Source organism: Anatilimnocola aquadivae (assembly GCF_049819085.1).
Classification (GTDB): Bacteria; Planctomycetota; Planctomycetia; order Pirellulales; family Pirellulaceae; genus Anatilimnocola.
Map to the genome: position 1 here is coordinate 4,987,411 of NZ_CP187419.1, position 17,805 is coordinate 5,005,215.

13 protein-coding genes are annotated in these 17,805 nt (G+C 58.1%); 5 read left to right on the forward strand and 8 right to left on the reverse strand.

All coding sequences use genetic code 11. The features are described from left to right. Nucleotides 1-251: 251 nt before the first annotated feature. Nucleotides 252-1,805, reverse strand: coding sequence for an amidase (locus tag NA78x_RS19725; RefSeq protein ID WP_425614088.1), 1,554 nt, complete (start codon nt 1,803-1,805; stop codon nt 252-254). Between the two features lie 19 nt (nt 1,806-1,824). After that, nucleotides 1,825-3,162: a leucine-rich repeat domain-containing protein gene (locus NA78x_RS19730; RefSeq protein WP_425614089.1), complete on the reverse strand. Its 1,338-nt coding sequence runs from the start codon at nt 3,160-3,162 to the stop codon at nt 1,825-1,827. Nucleotides 3,163-3,508: 346 nt separating this feature from the next. Here NA78x_RS19730 and NA78x_RS19735 point away from each other — a divergent pair, with 346 nt between their 5' ends. Genes NA78x_RS19735 through NA78x_RS19750 form a run of 4 tightly spaced genes read left to right on the forward strand, consistent with a single transcriptional unit; the run spans nt 3,509 to nt 7,525 of the window. Further along, the gene (locus NA78x_RS19735; protein ID WP_425614090.1) at nt 3,509-4,576 is read left to right on the forward strand and encodes a hypothetical protein; all 1,068 of its coding nucleotides are present in this window, start codon (nt 3,509-3,511) and stop codon (nt 4,574-4,576) included. Between the two features lie 45 nt (nt 4,577-4,621). Continuing rightward, nucleotides 4,622-5,815, forward strand: a complete 1,194-nt coding sequence (locus NA78x_RS19740; protein ID WP_425614091.1) for a formylglycine-generating enzyme family protein — start codon at nt 4,622-4,624, stop codon at nt 5,813-5,815. After that, nucleotides 5,812-6,717, forward strand: a complete 906-nt coding sequence (locus NA78x_RS19745) for a TRAFAC clade GTPase domain-containing protein (protein ID WP_425614092.1) — start codon at nt 5,812-5,814, stop codon at nt 6,715-6,717. Before NA78x_RS19740 ends, NA78x_RS19745 begins: the two co-directional genes overlap by 4 nt. Before the next feature lie 31 nt (nt 6,718-6,748). After that, nucleotides 6,749-7,525 (forward strand): hypothetical protein, encoded by a 777-nt coding sequence (locus NA78x_RS19750; protein WP_425614093.1) that lies wholly within the window; start codon nt 6,749-6,751, stop codon nt 7,523-7,525. Nucleotides 7,526-7,881: 356 nt separating this feature from the next. Here NA78x_RS19750 and NA78x_RS19755 read toward each other — a convergent pair whose 3' ends face one another. The 4 genes from NA78x_RS19755 to NA78x_RS19770 all read right to left on the reverse strand — a co-directional run bounded on the left by NA78x_RS19755 (nt 7,882) and on the right by NA78x_RS19770 (nt 14,125). Then, nucleotides 7,882-9,210 carry an HD domain-containing protein gene (locus NA78x_RS19755; protein ID WP_425614094.1) on the reverse strand — a complete coding sequence of 443 codons (1,329 nt, stop codon included), beginning with the start codon at nt 9,208-9,210 and terminating at the stop codon, nt 7,882-7,884. A gap of 99 nt (nt 9,211-9,309) precedes the next feature. Next, nucleotides 9,310-10,137, reverse strand: coding sequence for a hypothetical protein (locus tag NA78x_RS19760; protein WP_425614095.1), 828 nt, complete (start codon nt 10,135-10,137; stop codon nt 9,310-9,312). Between the two features lie 136 nt (nt 10,138-10,273). Beyond that, the gene (locus NA78x_RS19765) at nt 10,274-11,644 is read right to left on the reverse strand and encodes a DUF1552 domain-containing protein (RefSeq protein ID WP_425614096.1); all 1,371 of its coding nucleotides are present in this window, start codon (nt 11,642-11,644) and stop codon (nt 10,274-10,276) included. Between the two features lie 108 nt (nt 11,645-11,752). Next, nucleotides 11,753-14,125, reverse strand: a complete 2,373-nt coding sequence (locus NA78x_RS19770; protein WP_425614097.1) for a DUF1592 domain-containing protein — start codon at nt 14,123-14,125, stop codon at nt 11,753-11,755. 172 nt (nt 14,126-14,297) lie between these two features. Between NA78x_RS19770 and NA78x_RS19775 the strand changes: the two genes are divergently transcribed. After that, nucleotides 14,298-14,537 (forward strand): hypothetical protein, encoded by a 240-nt coding sequence (locus tag NA78x_RS19775; RefSeq protein ID WP_425614098.1) that lies wholly within the window; start codon nt 14,298-14,300, stop codon nt 14,535-14,537. 9 nt (nt 14,538-14,546) lie between these two features. Here NA78x_RS19775 and NA78x_RS19780 read toward each other — a convergent pair whose 3' ends face one another. Further along, complete coding sequence (locus NA78x_RS19780; RefSeq protein ID WP_425614099.1) at nt 14,547-16,070, reverse strand: prenyltransferase/squalene oxidase repeat-containing protein; 1,524 nt, start codon at nt 16,068-16,070, stop codon at nt 14,547-14,549. Nucleotides 16,071-16,297: 227 nt separating this feature from the next. After that, nucleotides 16,298-17,761: a deoxyribodipyrimidine photolyase gene (locus tag NA78x_RS19785; RefSeq protein WP_425614100.1), complete on the reverse strand. Its 1,464-nt coding sequence runs from the start codon at nt 17,759-17,761 to the stop codon at nt 16,298-16,300. Nucleotides 17,762-17,805: the final 44 nt, after the last annotated feature.

The window sequence follows — 17,805 nt, forward strand, 5'->3', positions numbered from 1 at the left end:
CCTGACAAAAAACTTCCGGTCCTCGCTAACTTTCAGGACCGATGAAAGGGACCGATTCATGGTCCGCCAAACGGAACAGGCGGAGGGAGCAGCTACAGATTCGACAGAACCAACGCTACAGCTTCGTCAACCAATTGGCCAACGGAAGTTATACACCTTCCCGCAGAACAAATACCAGCGTCATTTTCCAGAAATTTCCGAAAATCTCCCCCGGCTTGGTTGACTTAATTCCATAAGCTACCTAGGCACGTCTAAATAGTCGCCCTTAATCGCGGTACACCTCGCTCGATGGCGGCCATCACCGCCAAAACCGTGTCTTCCCGCCAAGGAGGGGCAAATACCTGCGCGCCGCTAGGCAGGCCGCCACTGCCAGCATCGACAGCTTTCGCCTGCTTTAGGACCTGATCTCGACTGGCGGGGCGAGAATCTTGCTCATCCGCTTGAACGGTTGTCGCGAGAACTACCCCCGCGGGCCAGCCAAGCAGATTCGGGAGAAATGCCCAACTGGCCGCCGAGACCAAGTCGATCGGTTTGCCGTGTTGGGGTGCGGGTAAGGCGTGGGGCGGTGACAGAATTGCATCGAATCTGCCGGCAGCAAAGCGATCGCGGAAGGACGCCTGCAACTCATCGCGGCGGCGAACCAACTTCCAAAACTCATCGGTCGAGCGCGGTCTGGCTTCCTGAAACAACTGGGCCAGATACTTCTGTCCTAGCAAGCGCATGCCGGTTACCAGCACCGCTCGCGAGAGGCGATTCAGTCCTCCGGCCATCATCATTCGACTCACTCGCCAATCGAGTTTGCTATCGCTGGCAATTCGCCGAAGATCGGCACAGCCGTCTGCTTCGATGAGCGCGACATAGAGGTCCAGGATTTCTGCACCGTGCGCAAACCTGAACTCATCTACGGTTGCTCCGGCCTTCGTAAGCACCGCCGCAGCTTCCTTAACTGCACGCTTCACGGCAGGCGAGACAGGTAGATATCCATCTTCGAGCCAGATTCCGATTCGAAGCTTACTAAGATCGACTTCGCGAAAGTCATGCAGCGGCCATGGTTCAATCTCGTGAAGCGATTCGCCATCGGAGTGATCGGCGAGTACACGCAGCGCGAGATCCAAATCTTCGACGTGCCGTGCGAGCGGACCAGCCGCACCAATGATGGCTTCGAAGCCGCGAAAGTTACTGCGAATTCCAGCATTGGTCAGGCGTCGCGACGTGGGCTTCAGCCCAGCAATGCCACTGAAGTGTGCCGGAATGCGAATACTGCCGCCGAGATCGTTGCCGAGTCCCAAGGGCGAACCGCCGGCCGCGATGATGGCAGCTTCGCCACCGCTGCTGCCGCCGCAAGTGCGCTCAAGATTCCATGGGTTGTTCGTTCGTCCAAAGACCGGATTGTCGCACTCATGCAAGATCATCAGCTGAGGTACGTTAGTCTTGCCGAGGATCACTGCACCTGCTCGCTGCAGTCGCTTCACGAGCACGCCGGTCTCTGGCGAAACTTCATCTTTCAGCGACGACAAACCGATACATGCCGTCGAGCCTGCGACGTGGAAGCAGTCTTTGATGGTGATCGGCACACCTGCGAGTGGCCCCACCGATTCGCCGCGAGCAATCTGCTCGTCGATGACAGTGGCCTCGCTGATCGCTTGCTCGAACCGCTTCCAGGTAAAAGCATTGATCTGCGGATTCACCGCTTCGCAGCGACCTACATAAGCCCGGCAAACTTCGCGGGCCGAAATCTGCCGAGCAGTGATACGCCGGGCAATTTCCGAAGCGCTCCACTCGCTCAGATCAGTCCACGAAGTCATTCGTATTACCCGAACCGTCTTAGCGGTCGATGCGCTTCAAGTTCGGCACTACCTTTTGCAGTTCCGCAATGCCGTCGTCCGAAATACCAGCGACAAACGTCACGACGAGATGCTTGAGGTTCTTCAGGTTGTGAAGTTCAGCCAGACCTGCATCAGTGATCATTGTATTGCCCAAATGCAGATACTCAAGATTTTCTAAATCCTTGAGGCTGGCCAGGCCCATGTCGGTGACTTCAGTTTTATCGAGGTTGAGCCGCTTGAGATTCTTCAGTTGACCCACTGCCGGCAAGTCGGCATCGCCAAAACTGGTTTGCCACAAGTTGAGATCTTCGAGTGTCTGAATCTTGGTGATCGCCTCAAAATTCTTGCCCGCGCCAACAACCGACTCCGAGAGATCGAGTTCGCGCAACTTCTTCAGTGGCGTAAGGTGCTCCATGCCGTCGTTCTTCACGGCCGTTTCGCGCAGGCCGAGAATTTCCAGGTTTGGAATGGTACCCAGAACTTCCAGGGCATCACTTTTTACAGCAACGCAGCCGTACAGATCGAGTTCCTTCAAGTTGGGATGCTCTTTCAGTTTTTCTAGTCCAGCCTTGGTAACTGAGGTTTGCACCAGACCGAGAACTTTGAGTTTCTTCAGCTTTTCGATGTGATCCATGACGCGGTCGTCCAAGTTGCTACGACCGTAGAGCTTCAGCATTTCGAGATTGGTGAGGCCGGCCAGGGGCGCGGTTCCTTCGGACGTGACGAGATTGCAATCGGTCAGATCAAGGGCGACAAGTTGCTTCATGCCCGCAATCGCTTCGAGGCACTTGTTGTCGAAGGCCGTTTGCGGAGCGCGGATCTTTTTCAGCGTTTTGCTCTTGGCCAGCGTGGCATACGCATCAGCGGTAAAGTCGGTTTTCTTCAGGTCGACTTCTTCAAGGTTGGGAATGGCAATCAAGTGTTCGGCGTCTTCATTTTTGACGTCACTCTGTTCGAGGCGAATCACCTTCAAGCTCGGGTGCCCCTTGAGGTGAGCCAGACCTTCGCCGGTGATGCCGCGAACTTCAGCCGAGAGCACAGTTACATCTGGCAACTGCGCCAGGTGCTTGAGATCGTCGTTATTGCCTCGCGCGAGCGTTACCTCGCCAACATTGCCAGTTTTGCCAAGCTTGAGTGTCGCGCCAGCTGCCTTCAACGCTTCGATGGCAGCAGGATCGTCCTTCGCCGCGTCAGCGGTTTCGCCAGTCGAGATTTCTGGCACCTGCGGGTCGCCGCTCGCGGGCTGCTTGGGTTCTGAGGTAGGGCACCCGGTGAGCAGCAGCGTGCTGGCTCCCAAAACGAACATCGCCAACGAAGACCAATCCGCCATTCGCATCGCCCGCATCATGATGACACCCGAGGTCCAAATCGTGATCAAAAACCAGCAAAAGGTCCGTGCTAGACCAATTAGAAAGACTACCCCTTCCGTACCGCTGCGCGAAGTGCCGCAGAGGCGTTACGACCTCTATTGTCGGCAAACGCCGCTACGTTTGCACGCATGTCCTTGCCGAGGGGCACAGCCGTCATCGGCGATTTGCCTCGTGCCCATTCGTGACCTAGGTTTCAAATGCGGGCTTCGAACCGCACCTTTTCTCGCTGGTCTCATCTCAATCCATTCGGACTTCGCGACAGTTGCCCCCTTCGGGCTGACGCTACGTCCACAGCACTGAAACGGGCCGATCGTGGCACTTTCCAGTTTTCAGCCGACGGCTGGCGAACCCTTGCGGGCCGTAGCACTACAGCTCCGCGAAGAGTTCTCGTCGTTCGACCGCTTGATGACCGACGTCTTCGCCGATGTCGAGCAACTGCGTTCGCAATTGCAACTGAAGATGGCCGAGGTCGACGACGCCAGGGCTCGTCTCGCCGAACGGGGCCGCCAATTGGCCGAGCAGCGGAAAGAAAGCGGCCGGCTGACCCATCAGCTCGAACATCAAGAAGCTCGTCTCGATGCTGCGATTGGCGAACTGCAATTACTGCGCGGACAAATCGAACAAGAGCGGCTCGCAGCAGCCGAGCGAGAAGATCGCTATCGCGAAACGACAGCTCAGCAACTGTCTCTGGCGCTCACCGAGCGGGAGCAGATGCTGTCGCGAATCCGCGAACTCGAATCTCGCCCGCCGGTCCAACTTTCCGAAGGCCAAACGCCGGTTGCGGCTGGCTCTTCCGACGAATCTTGGCTCGCGGTGCTCGAACAACTCGAAGCAGTGCGGAAGGACGTACTTTCGACTCGCACCGAACTGGCAGACGCCGTGGGTCGCGTCTCCGTCGTAGCCTCCGAACCAACAGGCTCGGGCATCTCGTCCCACCAGTTAAACGAACTGCAAACCCAACTCGAAGCCATTCGCCAGGAACAACGCTCGCTGGAGAAATCGCACGGCGAAGTCCTCCGCGAACGCGATCGGCTCGAAAGCGAATTGGAACTGGTCCGCACTCGCGCCTGCGAACTGCAGGAAGTGGTAGCCGAGCAGCAAGACCAACTGGCCCAACAGCACGACGACGTTTCGGACGAACTCCGTCAGCTCAAGTCGGTCATCGAAAGTCAACTTTCTTCCCTCAGCCGCAAGAGCCAGCCTTTCGAGCGCATGACCGCGCCACCAGCTGGACCCAATGTCACTTCCCCTGCCATGAATGTGACAACTCCCCAGCCCAGTTCCGCCGAACCTCCACCTGCTGACCCGGTGGTCAACTCGGTGATGGCTCAGTTTGCTAGGCTGCAAAAAGATGTTGCCCAGCGGCGGAAGAAGAAATAGTTCCCGATCACTTGTGCGTGCGTGCGACCGTGCGTGGAGTTGCCCATGAACCTTGAGTTGAATACGAACCTGCTGAAAGGCTGGCCCACTTGGGCGGCCGGCGCTTCCGTCCCTGCTTGCCTCGCTTTTGCCTGGCAAAGCGAGCAGTGGGCAGCGGGTGCCTCCGGAGCGATGGCTGGACTTGGCTATCTGGCTTGGGATAAGTACGGGCGTCGCTTTACAAGCCCTCACTCGCCCGGCATCAACGCCGATACCTCGTTCACCAGCCTGATGGCCGCGACCGAACGAGACGCCGAGCCCGAGGGCGACCTAGTTCAGCGGATGCTCACGCAAGGTCGCTATTCGCTCTTGCTGCGTCCGCAGATTGCCAACAATCTGCAGCCAGACCAACTGCATGCCGCCGAGGCAGCTCTCGATACTCACATGTCTTGTGTTCCGGGCGGTCCGGTCATCATGCGACCGCGGCGATTCGAAGACATGGACGAAGAAGAGCTTGTCCGCAACGAGCGGATCGTCGAAGTCGACGGCTATTTCCTCGATCGTTACCCCGTCACCAACGAAGCCTATCTGCGCTTCGTGCAAGATGGCGGCTACGAACAGATGAACCTGTGGGACGCGACCATTTGGCCCGCCGTCCTTGGGTTCGTCGATTCGACTGGCCTCTCGGGGCCGCGATATTGGAAGCACGGCCATCCGACGGAAGAGAAGCGGCAGCACCCGGTCGTCGGTATCTGTTGGTACGAAGCGGCCGCCTACGCACGTTGGGCCGGCAAGCGACTGTCGACAGATCCCGAATGGGTGAAAGCCGGCGCGTGGCCCGTCGTGGCCGATAACGCTTCGCCCCAACAGCGGCGTTATCCGTGGGGTGATGCGCTCGACCGTTCGTTGGTCCACGTTTGGGGCAGCGGCAAAGATGACACCACTTGTACAACTGGTCGACCGCTGGGAGCGAGCGTTGGGGGCGTGCAAGAGTTGGTGGGCAACGTGTGGGAGTGGACCAGCACCAGCTTTGGAGTGTGGGACCTCGCGAACCTGAAGATCGAGACGGCGACGCCGATGCGTAGCATCCGCGGCGGTGCGTTCGATACTTACTTCGATTCGCAATGTCACCTGCACTTCCAAAGTGGCGAAAGCCCGCTGGCTCGCAAGCACAACATTGGTTTCCGCTGCGCCGTCGGTTTCTGCGACGTCGCCAGCTATCAGGATTCTGCGACTGAAGAACAGGAGGCCGCCGCATGAGAGCGACCGGACAGATCGAACTCGATTCCTACCGCCTGGCCCAATACACGGTCTCGTGCCCTTGCTACATTTGCGGCGGCGGCAACAACTTCGACGCGGAGTTGTGCCGGCACTGCTATGCGCCGATGGCGTTGGTCCATCAGGCCAACTCGCAGAAGATCCATCCACGCATGGTCGCCGCGATTGGCTCTTCGGGTGCCGGCAAGACGGTTTACCTCGGCATGCTCGCCGACATGCTCTCGAAGGGACGCGACGATTTGCAGTTGCTCGCACGGGGCGCTTTTTCCATCGGCCTGCAAGAGCGAACAATGGCGGCCCTGGCCCGCTGCGAGTTCCCCGCGAAGACCCCCAACGAGCCCGATCGTTGGAATTGGGTCCATTGCCAGATCCTGCGCCGCAAGCTCAAACCCGTCGAGCTGATTCTGCCCGACCTCGCCGGCGAAGCGCTCCTCGAAGAAATCGATCACCCCAATACCTATCCGGTGATTCGCGCGTTTCTCGGCAAGTGCTCCGGCGTGCTCGTGCTGATCGATGCCCTCCGTTGCCAGGCCGGTGAAGCCGACGAAGACTTTCGCGCGATGAAGTTGCTTAGTTATCTGTGCGAACTGCAAGCTGACAAAAAGACGGGGTGGGCCAGCAAAGCCGTGGCACTCGTCTTCACCAAAGCCGATCAGTGCGATCATTGCTTTGACGATCCGCAGCAATTTGCTCGCCGTCACACTCCGGGCCTGTATGTACAATGTCGCGAGCGGCTCAAGCGTCACGCCTTCTTTGCCGCCGGTGTCGCCGGCGCGTGTGGCTATCGCCTGGAAGGCCGCGGCCGCATTCACGTGCCACTGCGTGTCGAGCCCCGCGGTGTCGTCGAGCCCTTTCATTGGCTGCTCGAAGAAGTGACGCGGTAGTTCTGAAATAGCCCGGTGGAAAGCAACCCTCATGACCTTTCGCGTCGAACAAGCAATCTTCACCAGCCTGCGCGGCGAGCGGATGGCCGGCTATCAGCTGGCCTCGCGTAGCAGCGGCATCGATGACTCGCTCGCTCAGCAATTGAGCAACTGGGGGCCCGCCCACGATGCGATCGAAACTCGTCTCGGCCGCACCAGCGTAAACGTGCATGCTCTCGAAGGCGATCTGGTCTGCATCGGCTACACGCAACTGGCTGGCACCGAATACAGTGGTCGCGCGGGTGGGCGAATCTATACCCATTCGTTCATTCTGCCGACCGAGGCACTCGCCTTGTTTCAGTTCAATCCCTTCACGATCCTGCGGGCCTTTCGCGGTGCCGGGCGAACACAACCGCGGCGCGAGCCTCCAGAATCGCTCGATACTTTTCGACTCGTCGGTCGTGCCACCGGCGGCGTAACGACAGCGCAAAAGTCGCTCGCCTCCACCTTGGCAGAAGCGACCTGCGAAAAACTGCTCTGGGCTCTGGCAGCTGGTCAGCCGGTGTACCTGGCGGCGGATGAACCGCTCGATGGACTGATCGAAGCAGTGCTGCAACTGCTGCCGGCGGAAGACCGGGCGGGTGTTTCGCTCTCGACCGGATTGCGGCTGTCGCCACGACGACCGTTTCAGTTGCAAGCCGTCCCCAACGATGCCGTGTTGTTGCGGCAGCTGGCCCGGAACGAACACAACGTGGTGGTTCACGTTCACAGCCCGAACAGTTCGCCCTCGCGCGACACCAAAAGCAGCACCGGCACCAAGTTCTGCTAACCCGAGTCGACCAACTATCTCTATTTGTCCAACAACCCGGCAGGTTATTGGACACGCACTCCTTTTCGATTTTCGCTCGAAGTTGCTGCACTCAAGGCACTTGCGTTTACTGTCGCAATTCTCGCACTACGCCTTTCTGTCCAACAACCGTCCGGTTTCTTGGACAGGCGGCCATCTCGCCTGCAGCCCTGTCCGTACCAGCAACGACGCGTCAAGAACGGCGTGGCTTGGTCACACATTGCGACCTGATCGATGAACAACCAAATTTTTTGAGAGCGTCCAGGTATTAGCCCACAGCGGCCGTCGATTGTCAAGTATGTCGTGATAATTTTATTCCGAAATTCTCGCGAGTTCTGTTAGCTCATCCGTCGCAATGTTTCATCAAGTGCTGGGTCCAGCGAGCATTGCTTTAGATCGTCTTGCAGCCGAGGATGCACAAAGATGCGCACGCGTTTGACGTAATCGTCGAACTGACTTTGGGCCAGTGTCTTCACTACCGGTGACACTTCACCCAGCGTGCGATAGGTGTTCTCCTTGGCGAAGTGGATCTCAACATTGAACTCCACCTCGCGCTTGACCGGCGGCGCGTCGAACAGGATCTCGTGCGGCGCGATGCGCCGGCCTACTTGCTGGCTCAAGATCTCGGCCAGATGATCGCTGCAGGCGGCGAGCCACATGTACGGTCGGCGCGCGAACTGTTCGTAGTACGGCCGCTTCTGAAAGAAGCTGAACTCAGCAATTCGCTTGTAGAGCCGGCGAGTCGGGCCGAACAGCCCACTGAACAGGTCGCTGGCGGGATGACGTTCCGAGGCCGTGAGCACTTGCTGAATGAACGCAGGCTCAGCCATGCGAAAGAGCGAGTCCAGGTCGAGTTCGCTGTGCAGCAGATAAAACCCGCGCTGGATCATCGCGGTTGCCGAGCGGACCGTGTGATGCCAATAGACCTCGCTGAACATCACGTAGCGCGCAAAGACCATCATCTCGGCCGCGGTGCGACCTTTGTCGGTGAGTGCGAGGCCATCGCCCGCCTGGTTCAAACAGAGGCTGCCAATGAGTCGCTGAGCATCAAAGTTGCGGCCGTAAGGAACACCGGCATGCAAGCTGTCGCGCGGCAGGTAATCCATCTTGTCGATGTCAATCGGCCCCGACATCAGGCTCTTTAAGATGCGCTGGCGCGTATCTCGCGGCTTCTCCGAGAGGATCACAGTAACGTCGCGTGGCTGAATCCCCCAATCATCACGCAAGCAGTCGGCAATCTCCCCTTCCAGCAAAAAGCTGTTCGCGAACAGTTCGTGCGTCGGTACACCGGGCAACTTCATGTCTTCGATGGGGTGACAGAAGGGCCAGTGTCCCAGGTCGTGCAAAAGGGCAGCAACAATCAGCAGTTCGCCATCTGCCGGCTTGATTGCATTATGAAACCGCTCATCGGCCGAAAGTTGCCGCAGGTAGAGCAACGCATTCCGATAGACACCCAGTGAATGCTCGAAACGCGTATGGTGGGCAGCCGGATAGACGAGCGACACCAGACCTAGTTGGCTGATCTTCGTCAGCCGATGAAACTCGGCGGTGTCAATCAATTGCCGGACGCGCGGCGTGATCGGCACGTCCATCTCGTCGGGGATGCGCACCAATCCGTGGCGAGAATCGAGTCCGCGGATTTCTGGAATTTCTTCCAGGCTGTGCATAACGTCCGTCCGTCAGGTTATTGAACTTTGTCTTGAGGTGATGAAGCCATCATAGAACAAACGCTCGACGCCCGGACACACCGAGCGACAGCAGACGGACTAAATTAAACCGAATGCCAACGCTTCGACGTGATGCTCTGACTGAAAGCTGTCCTGCCAGGTGATCGCATCTTTGGAGTGCAACAGCCGACCGCGCCAGTTCGCGCCGACAAACTGCTTGTCACCATATATGGCTATCAGCGGCGAATTCGTATTCGGTTGTCGTTCCCACTTGCGACCGTCGGCCGAGACATAGGTCGCGCCTTGTCCCACGGCGACAAATCGCTCGCCGGTCCAGAGCACGCTATTGATGTGCTCCCCTTCTTCACCCACCAATCGTTCTGACCAAGTGATGCCGTCTTCGCTGCTCATGCGCAGCCCATGCAAACCCACGCCCACAAACAGGTCTTTGCCAAAGGTGACATCGATGAGGGTATCGATGGCTTTCACATTCGGCGTGTCGGTCCATTCCTTGCCATCCTTCGATGCCGCCCGCCGACCGCGGTCACCCACGGCCACAAATCGCTCATTGCCAAAGCAAACTCGCCGCAGCATGTTCCGACCGGCAATCGGCGTGATTTCGCTCCAAGTTTGACCATCGGTCGAGGTCATTACAAAGGGCTTTGAATCACCCACCGAACCAGGATCGCCGCCCAGCCCGAGAAACATCTCTTTGCCAAACCCGATCCCGCGCAGATAGCTGACATACTTCGCATCGCGCGAACCTGTCTGCCAGCTCACTCCATCCGCCGTCGCGGCAAACAAATTCGCGCCACCAAACGTCCCTACCGCCGCAAACTTACCATTCCCAAAGCTGATCGCGCGATAGACCTCCCCCTCTTTACCCGTCTGCGCATTGGCCCACTCGAACCCATCCTTCGATGTCATTCTCAAACCGCGATGACCCACTGCCACAAACATTTCCCCACTCCTCCCCACTCCTACTCCGCGAACTCTGCGCCTCTGTGGTCCAACCTCCTCCCCTCCCACTCTTCCTCCCTGCTTCTCCTCCCTCCCTCTCTCCCTACACCAACCCCGGCAATCTCCCCTCCAAATCCCCCGCAAACCGAGACGTATGACTATCCCCAAATGTCTCCGCCTTGACCCCGAGCAGATTCAGCAGCTCCAAATACAAATTCGACATCGGTGCCTTCTTCTCAAACGCCAAATGCCGACCGCCCTTCAGCAGTCCGCCGGCTTTGCCCGCTAGTGCAACGGGATAACTATCGCGGCCGTGACCACCATCGGCCATGTAAGACGTGTAAAGCAGGACGCTGTTATCGAGCAGGGTGCTGCCCCCTTCATCAATGGCTTGCAGCTTGCGGACCGTCTCGGCGAACAGTTGCGTGTACCAGGCATGAATCTGCCGGCACGCTTCGCGGGCAATGGGGTCTGCATCGGCGGGACGCGACGCATTTCCTTGATGCTCGAGCGTGTGGCAATGTCGTTCGTAACCGACCGTGACCACGCCGGGGAACATGCAGTCGTCGTTGCCCACCGCCATGCTCACCACGCGGGTCGTATCGGTTTGGAAGGCCAGCACCAGCATGTCGGCCATCAGACGAATATAGTCGGCATGTCGCGCAGGGTCTTGATCGGTGGGGCGAGTAATCTCCCAAATGGGTGTGCCTGGTTTCGGCAGCGATTCGGGGAGTGTGAGCTTGGACGAACCGGGGCTTGCCAGGTCGAGCAGATCCTGCCGTTGACGAGCTTCGGTGAAGGCGATGCGTTTCTCGACCGAGCGAACCGATTCCAAATATTGATCGAGCTTTTGCTGATCGCCTTTACCAAGATTCCGACGCAGGTTGTTCGCCTGGCTGAGGACGAGGTCCAGCACTCCGCGGTCTAGCGAATCGCTGACTGGCGACTCCGCTGTCGAAGCTTTGTCGGCCGCGCGGCGTGCCCAGTTGGGCGCTACAGGCTGGCGACCACGAAACATGCGATCGAAAATTAGCCTTGGGTTTCCCTCATATGGAACGACCGAGTCGCGCGAGCGGAACGAGTAATTCTTCTCGCCCCCGTTGAGGCCGATTTCCATCGACGGCAGCAGAGTCTCTTTGCCAATCACATTCGCCGCGGCCTGATCGACGGAGATGCCAGCGAAAAACTTGCCCCCTTCCTTCTTGACCGAAGTTGCCCCGGTGAGATGCAGCAGGGCGCAATGCTCGTGGGCGTTCAAGTTGTCGGACCGTCCCGAGTGTGATAGTCCCGAGATGACCGTGATCTCGTCTTTGGAACTTTCCAATGGCCGGAGGATCGAAGGGAGTTTCGTCAGCGGGCCAGCATCAGTAGGATTCCACGATTCGAGAACCGTGCCTCCGGTAACGCTGAAGATGCCAAAGCGCACTGGTGGCTTGGCGATCTCTTTGCCGGCCGCGACTCGCGCAGGAAACATCGACTCGAAGAATGGAAGCGAGAGCAGCGCTCCTGCTGAGCGAAGCATTGTGCGACGAGAGATTGTTGACGTTGGCTTCATAGCATTTTCGCAAGCGGCAGGTACTGTCTAGGGAGCGGAATGGGTGCGGCGGTATTGAAAAGGATAGCTTTTCACGATCTGGGTTACGAGAGAAGAAAACCGATGATCGTCGGCTTGCAATTGAGCAGCAATCTGCCCGACCGGACAATCGTCGCAGTCTTCCAACTCTCGGCCGAGGGCGTAGGTGAGCATTTGCTCGCTCATGTTGCGAACAAATTCGTCTTTCCGAGCGAGCATGACTTTCTTCAGGTCATCCACGCCATTGAGCTTTTGCCCAGATGGCAGTTCACCCGAGACATCGATCGCCTGATCGCCGATCTTCGTTCGCCAGCGGCCCACGGCATCGTAGTTGTCGAGTGCAAAGCCCAACGGGTCCATTTTTTTATGACACGATGCACAAGCAGCGTCGTGGGCATGCTGCGCCAGCTTTTCGCGAAACGTCTCGGCATCCTTCTTGTTCTTGCCGGTCTCTTCTTTGATCTGACTTACGTTCGCAGGTGGCGGAGGAGGAGGCGTGCCGAAGACAACTTCCAATATCCACTTGCCGCGCATCGTGGGACTGGTACGCGAGGTGTGCGATGTCACCGCGAGCACGCTGCCCATGCCGAGCAGGCCGCCGCGGTGATCGCCGGGTTGCAGCGACACGCGTTGCAATTCTTTGCCGACCACTGCCGGCAGGCCGTAATACTTTGCGAGGTCTTCGTTCACGAAGGTGTAATCGGCATCAAGCAATTCGAGCACGCTGCGGTCGTCGCGCCGCAGCGAATCATAAAACAGAGTTGTTTCCTCGAACATCGCCTGCCGCACGTTGGCATTGAACTCAGGAAAGAACTCCGTGCTCGGGCGAGCAACGGGCAGCTTGTTGATTTGCAGCCAATGGACGGCGAAGTTGTCTGTCAACGCTTTGGCACGACGGTCAGCCAGCAGTCGCTGGATCTGTTGTTCGAGAACGGTCCCTGGCGATTGTCCGCGCACTTCGAACTCGGCGATGTTTCCGAAGGAGTTCTTCGGCGGCACATAGCGGACATAGCGTCGCTCAACGGCATTGGGCAGATCGTGCTTTACCCATCCTCGGGGCGGAGCTGTTTCCACCGTGAATAAATCGACAATGTCGTCGCTGAAGTCAGCGGTGCTCGAAGCTTGAAACTTGCCGCCTACCAGTCGCTGCTCGTAGCCAATTCGCCCGGCAAAGCGAAGTTGCTGAATTGGTTTCACGCTGCCGAGATCCAGGCCGATCCAATAGCTGTTGGCATTGGGACCATCGAGCTGTGTTGTCAAATCGCCGTCAAAAACCTTGTCGCGATTGTTCCCTTGATGAGACTCGGAACCCGCAGCCGAGATCGCCTTGCCACCGAATTTGATTGCTTCCGTCGATGGTCCAGACGCAGTCAGCTTGCCGCGGTCTGCCAAATCGAGCAGTTCATCATCGGGCATGCTCGACCACAGAAAATACGAAAGTCGGGTTGCCAACTGATGATCGCTGACGGGGACAATCTCGCCGGGCTTAGCTGTGGCCAGATCTTGCTCGATGCGGAACAGAAACTTCGGCGAGACCAGCACGGCCTTAAGCATGATGCGAATCGAATCGCCATAACTTTTTTGCTGTGCTGTGGCACGATCGAAAAGCTGCAGCAGTCGCTCCACATCGTCAGCGGTCGCCTGACCGCGAAAGGCGCGCCGAGCAACCCCCGCGATCAGTTCGCGAGCGGCAGTGCGCGGTTCACTACCCGTTGGCGGAGCGACCACGTAGTCGGCGGCTCGCCAATCGCCGGGCTTAAGCGAAAACAGTTGCTCGCGGCTCGCGCGGGCTTGCTCGCGAATATGACCGGCGACCGTGGAACTCAATTCAGTTCCATAAAAGCGATCGAGCACCTGATCGGCAGCCGCGAAATACTTTTCGAGCAGTGCGGGAGGTAGTTCAAGAGCTGTCGCCAGGTTGCCATAGCTGTTTCCTTCGCTGGCATCGGCGGTCATCCCTACAGCGGCGGCAGCGTCAAACTCAAAGCCCAATAGGTCGCGAATCGTACGGTTGTACTCCGGGAGCGTGAGTCGGCGCACGATCGCCGGACCAGGATCGCGATTGGCCGGATCGTTGCAATCGACTTCAGCGACGGCCCGCTTCAGCCACATTAACAGCTGCGCCTTCTCTTCCGGCTGGAGTTGCGGCTCATCGGCGGGCGGCATGTCGCCTGCTTCCAATTGCGCAATCACTTTCCGCCAGAGCTTGCGTTGGCGAGCGGCGAGTTTATCGTCTGTGATCGCGACAAAGTTCACATTGGCAGACTGCTCGTCAACGCCATGACACTTGTCACAGCGCGCGGACAAAATCGGCCGAATGTCCTTCGAGTAAGTCGGCTCAGCCGCAACGAGTTCATCAATAGGCAGCAGGATGCCAGTCACCGTCAAAAGTAGGCATGCCGCTGATAACAAAGGGGAGGAAGGACGAAGTCGCACGCTGGCGTTCTCACAGGCTCTGGAATCGCGGTGGAATCGAAGGAACCGGAAGGGATTTGCAGTATAACCAATGCAGAACAATTCTGCATGGAATCGTGACGGATAGAGGAGCCCCTTCGTGAGCGAAAAGACGATGGAAGAGAGAATCGCAACGCTGGAACAAGTGGTTGCCACCCAGAGCAACATGCTGCTGAAGCTGGTCGAGATGCTCGATCACTTGGGACAAGAGTCGACGGCAACCAACCAGCGCTTACAAGAACTGAGTGACGCGAGTGCCAAACGCCTGGAGAAGATTGGCACGATGTTTCAATCGCTCGTGACGCAGATCGGCGGCGAGCCGAATCCGGAGTCGAATTAGTCGCCGCGATTAATCTCGCAGTGGGAACTCGTCTTCGGCGGCGTTCTTGCCGTAGATGGGCATGTGGCGGTAGTAGACTTCGAGGATCATGCAGCCCATCGAGGTGCAGTAGAGGCGACCGCCACGTTCGCTGCCGTGATCGCCCTTCATCAGCCAGCTACCCTTCAGGTGGTTGGCCTTTTCTTGCGAAGCGATCAGCGAGTCACGCATCTTGACGTTCCACTTGTCCCACAGCTCGCCTTCATAGTGACGCATGCACTGCGTGGCGTAGTAGTTGAAGTACATGTTGCCTGGCGAAGGACCGGTGTTGCTCAGGTACTGAATTCCCTTTTCGATGCCCGGGTGATCTTTCTTCCAGCCCAGGTACATGCGGCAGAGAATACCAATGGCTGTGGTGGCCTGGCCGCGACCTGGATCGGTGTAGCCGTAGTAGGCATAGTCGCTCATGACGGAGTCAAGGAACTTGTTGGCACCGACGATCGTTCCCGGCGGAACTTGCAGGTAAGCCATGTGACCGCTCTTGAGAGCCATCAACTGCCAACCGACGACCGAGGTATCGCCCGGTGTGCGCGGAGCATAACGCCAGCCGCCACCAACGGGATCTTGAGCATAGACGATGTGATTGAGCGACAACTGGGCGGGCATCATGAGGCCCTTGTCGTGGGTCATGGCGTAGGCTTCGCACAGGACGATCGAAGACATACCGTGCGAGTACATGCTGCCGCCACCTTGAGCCAGGTCGCCGCATTGCAGACCCATCTGCTGCTTGACCTTCATCTGCTGAGTGAGGAAGTACAGACCGGCTTCGACGTTTTTCTTGTACTTGCCCGTCTTGTGCGTTTGACCGGCACCGAGGAACGGCAACAACGCTTGAGCGGTGGCACCGGTGCGGCAGTCGGTGAGGTTGCCCGCACCATTGCAGCGAGCAGCACAAGGACCAACGCGGTGATCGTAGTTCCAGCCACCGTCCGGCAGCTGATGATTGGCGAGCCATTCCAAAGCGGCAGCAACCGCTGCTTCACTGGCGTCGTTGGCTCCACTGATTCTCGCCGCAGCAGATTTGCCGGCCTCCATTCGCCCTTCCAGGCCGGTCCCTTTGAATCCGCCGATAGGACGTAGCGAACCGGTTTTGGGCATAACCTCCTCACCAATGTCGCTAATGTCGGTCAATCCTTCGCTGGCGTTAGCGTCGGATGTGAGAGAGGGGACCTCCGGTGCTTCGAGCAAGTTTTCCGCCCCGGTGACGTCCGGGTTCATGGGTAATAGTTCGGTGTTGGTGAGGTTTAGTTCTGGCTTGATTTCTTCGAACGGCTCAATGATCTCTGGCGGTGCCGTAGGCGAAGCAGAAATCTGCAAGTGTGCACTGGCCATCGGCGGTGCAACTGTGATCACCGCCAGGATGATGAGGAGTACGAAATGCACGATCGTGCTCACGAGCCAACTGGGAGCGGCGGTAACCCAGAGAAAGCGGTTGTGCCAGGGCGCCGATAGCTCGGAGTCTTCCGAATCAGGTGTAGCGGTTGACGTGCGCATACGAAGACTCCCTTGATTGCACAAAAGACAACGACCGCTGACAGCAGGCGGGGCGCGCTGCTGAACAACAATTGCGCAGCGATAGCTGGCAAGCGGTGAGCGAAAGACGCTCGGCGAAATCTGGCATCTACACTGAGCAACCGCTCAGTGTTCTTGGCATTCGATTCGAGGGAGTGCCGTGCGGTTATTCCCGCGATCAAGAAAATCTGCAGCTTGCGACTGAGCCACTAAAACAGGCTTTCATTCGGTCCGTATTGCCGCAGGTAATTTTTGACGCGAATCTTGCGAGCAGTGTTGTCGCTACTCATATAGCGAATCATGCCAAAGATCGGGCGCTCGGGGGCCCAAGGACGATCGTAACGGCCCAGGCACCAGAAGATGCCGCTGTAAGAGTTGGGATTGCGGCCATCGACCGCATACTTATTGTTCAAGTGAATGAGCGTTTGCAGGGCTTCCTGCGGCGAGATGGACCATTCCAGCACCTTCTTGCCCCACAACATGCGCAGATAGTTGTGCATGCAACCTTCGCGAACTAGCTGCCGCTGCGCGGCGTTCCACAGTGGATCGTGAGTCTTCGCGGCTTCAAATTGATCGAGATCGTAGCGATGTTCGCGAGGGTCCTTGGCATGCTTCTCAAGCGTCTTGCGACACCACTCGGGAAGTGACTCGTAGCGGTCGTATTCGTCGGGATGATGCGCGCAGAAGTTGAAACCGATCTCGCGCCAGGTGATTAGTTCGTCGAGAAAGGATTCTAGTGGCTTCGTAACGCCCCACCAGCCTTCGTTCTTGCCAGTCGCTTTTTTTGCCAGGCAATCGAGCGACCAGTCTTCTCCTTTGGCGGCGGCCGTAAAGATCTCGTGAACCGAGAGATGGCCGAAGTGAAGATACGGCGAGACTCCGCTGGCAGCCTCTTGGTCGGGCTGGTTTCGCTCATCCGCATAACGCGCCAGACGCTGCTTCAGAAATGTTTTCAAGGTCTTGCTGGCTGCTTCGGTTCCGCCGTGCGCTACGCCGGGCTGAACCAAGTGGTCGATAGGCAGCTTTTTCAAGCCGTCTTTCGCGAGCAGCTGTGGGAAGTTTGCCGGCTTCCAGCGGCGCGTGATGCCGGTAGGCAGAGGCTTGACCGGTGGAAGGGACAGCCCTTTAAGCGGCTCGGCAGCGGGAAACTCGGTCTTCTCTAGCCATGTCGCCAGATTCTTCTGCAGCCAACGGCGAAAATGAAAAGCCATAGTGAAAGCATGGTCGGTTCCGCGGAGTGGCACGATGCCATTCGAATCAACTGCTTCGAGCTGCACCGGAAGTTGTCGACCGGCGACCTTGATGAGCGTCGGCAGAAAGAAGCAGGGGAAGTCATCGGTCACGACCACGCAGGCCCGCTTGGCAAGTTCGGCCAACAGCCCCGAGCCTTCGCCGTGAGCAGGCTCGACATACGGATAGTAGAGAACTCCTGGATTAGCGACAGCGGCCACGGCCTGCTCGTTGGCCGCCATGCCTTCGATCACGAAGCGGTGGAGCCGATCACTGGCCCAAGGATAGCGGGTGCGGAGGGCTTCGAGGATGACCAGCGGTTTATTGAGTTGGCGGCAATGCTCGATTGCCCGCTGCAAGCTGAAGTTCGAACGCACTCGGCGGAACGCGGTCATCCAGTACAGGACGAAATCACCGTCGCCACGAAGGGGTGCAGCATTCACTTGACGAATCCGCAGAGGCGGCACGGCGTGCATCGAGAGTTTCC

Excerpts from the sequence above, each read along its gene's own strand:
- NA78x_RS19750 (WP_425614093.1), top strand. The coding sequence starts at position 6,749 with ATGACCTTTCGCGTCGAACAAGCAATCTTCACCAGCCTGCGCGGCGAG.
- NA78x_RS19740 (WP_425614091.1), top strand. The coding sequence starts at position 4,622 with ATGAACCTTGAGTTGAATACGAACCTGCTGAAAGGCTGGCCCACTTGG.
- NA78x_RS19725 (WP_425614088.1), bottom strand. The coding sequence starts at position 1,805 with ATGACTTCGTGGACTGATCTGAGCGAGTGGAGCGCTTCGGAAATTGCC.
- NA78x_RS19765 (WP_425614096.1), bottom strand. The coding sequence starts at position 11,644 with ATGTTTCCTGCGCGAGTCGCGGCCGGCAAAGAGATCGCCAAGCCACCA.
- NA78x_RS19760 (WP_425614095.1), bottom strand. The coding sequence starts at position 10,137 with ATGACATCGAAGGATGGGTTCGAGTGGGCCAATGCGCAGACGGGTAAA.
- NA78x_RS19780 (WP_425614099.1), bottom strand. The coding sequence starts at position 16,070 with ATGCGCACGTCAACCGCTACACCTGATTCGGAAGACTCCGAGCTATCG.
- NA78x_RS19745 (WP_425614092.1), top strand. The coding sequence starts at position 5,812 with ATGAGAGCGACCGGACAGATCGAACTCGATTCCTACCGCCTGGCCCAA.
- NA78x_RS19755 (WP_425614094.1), bottom strand. The coding sequence starts at position 9,210 with ATGCACAGCCTGGAAGAAATTCCAGAAATCCGCGGACTCGATTCTCGC.
- NA78x_RS19730 (WP_425614089.1), bottom strand. The coding sequence starts at position 3,162 with ATGCGAATGGCGGATTGGTCTTCGTTGGCGATGTTCGTTTTGGGAGCC.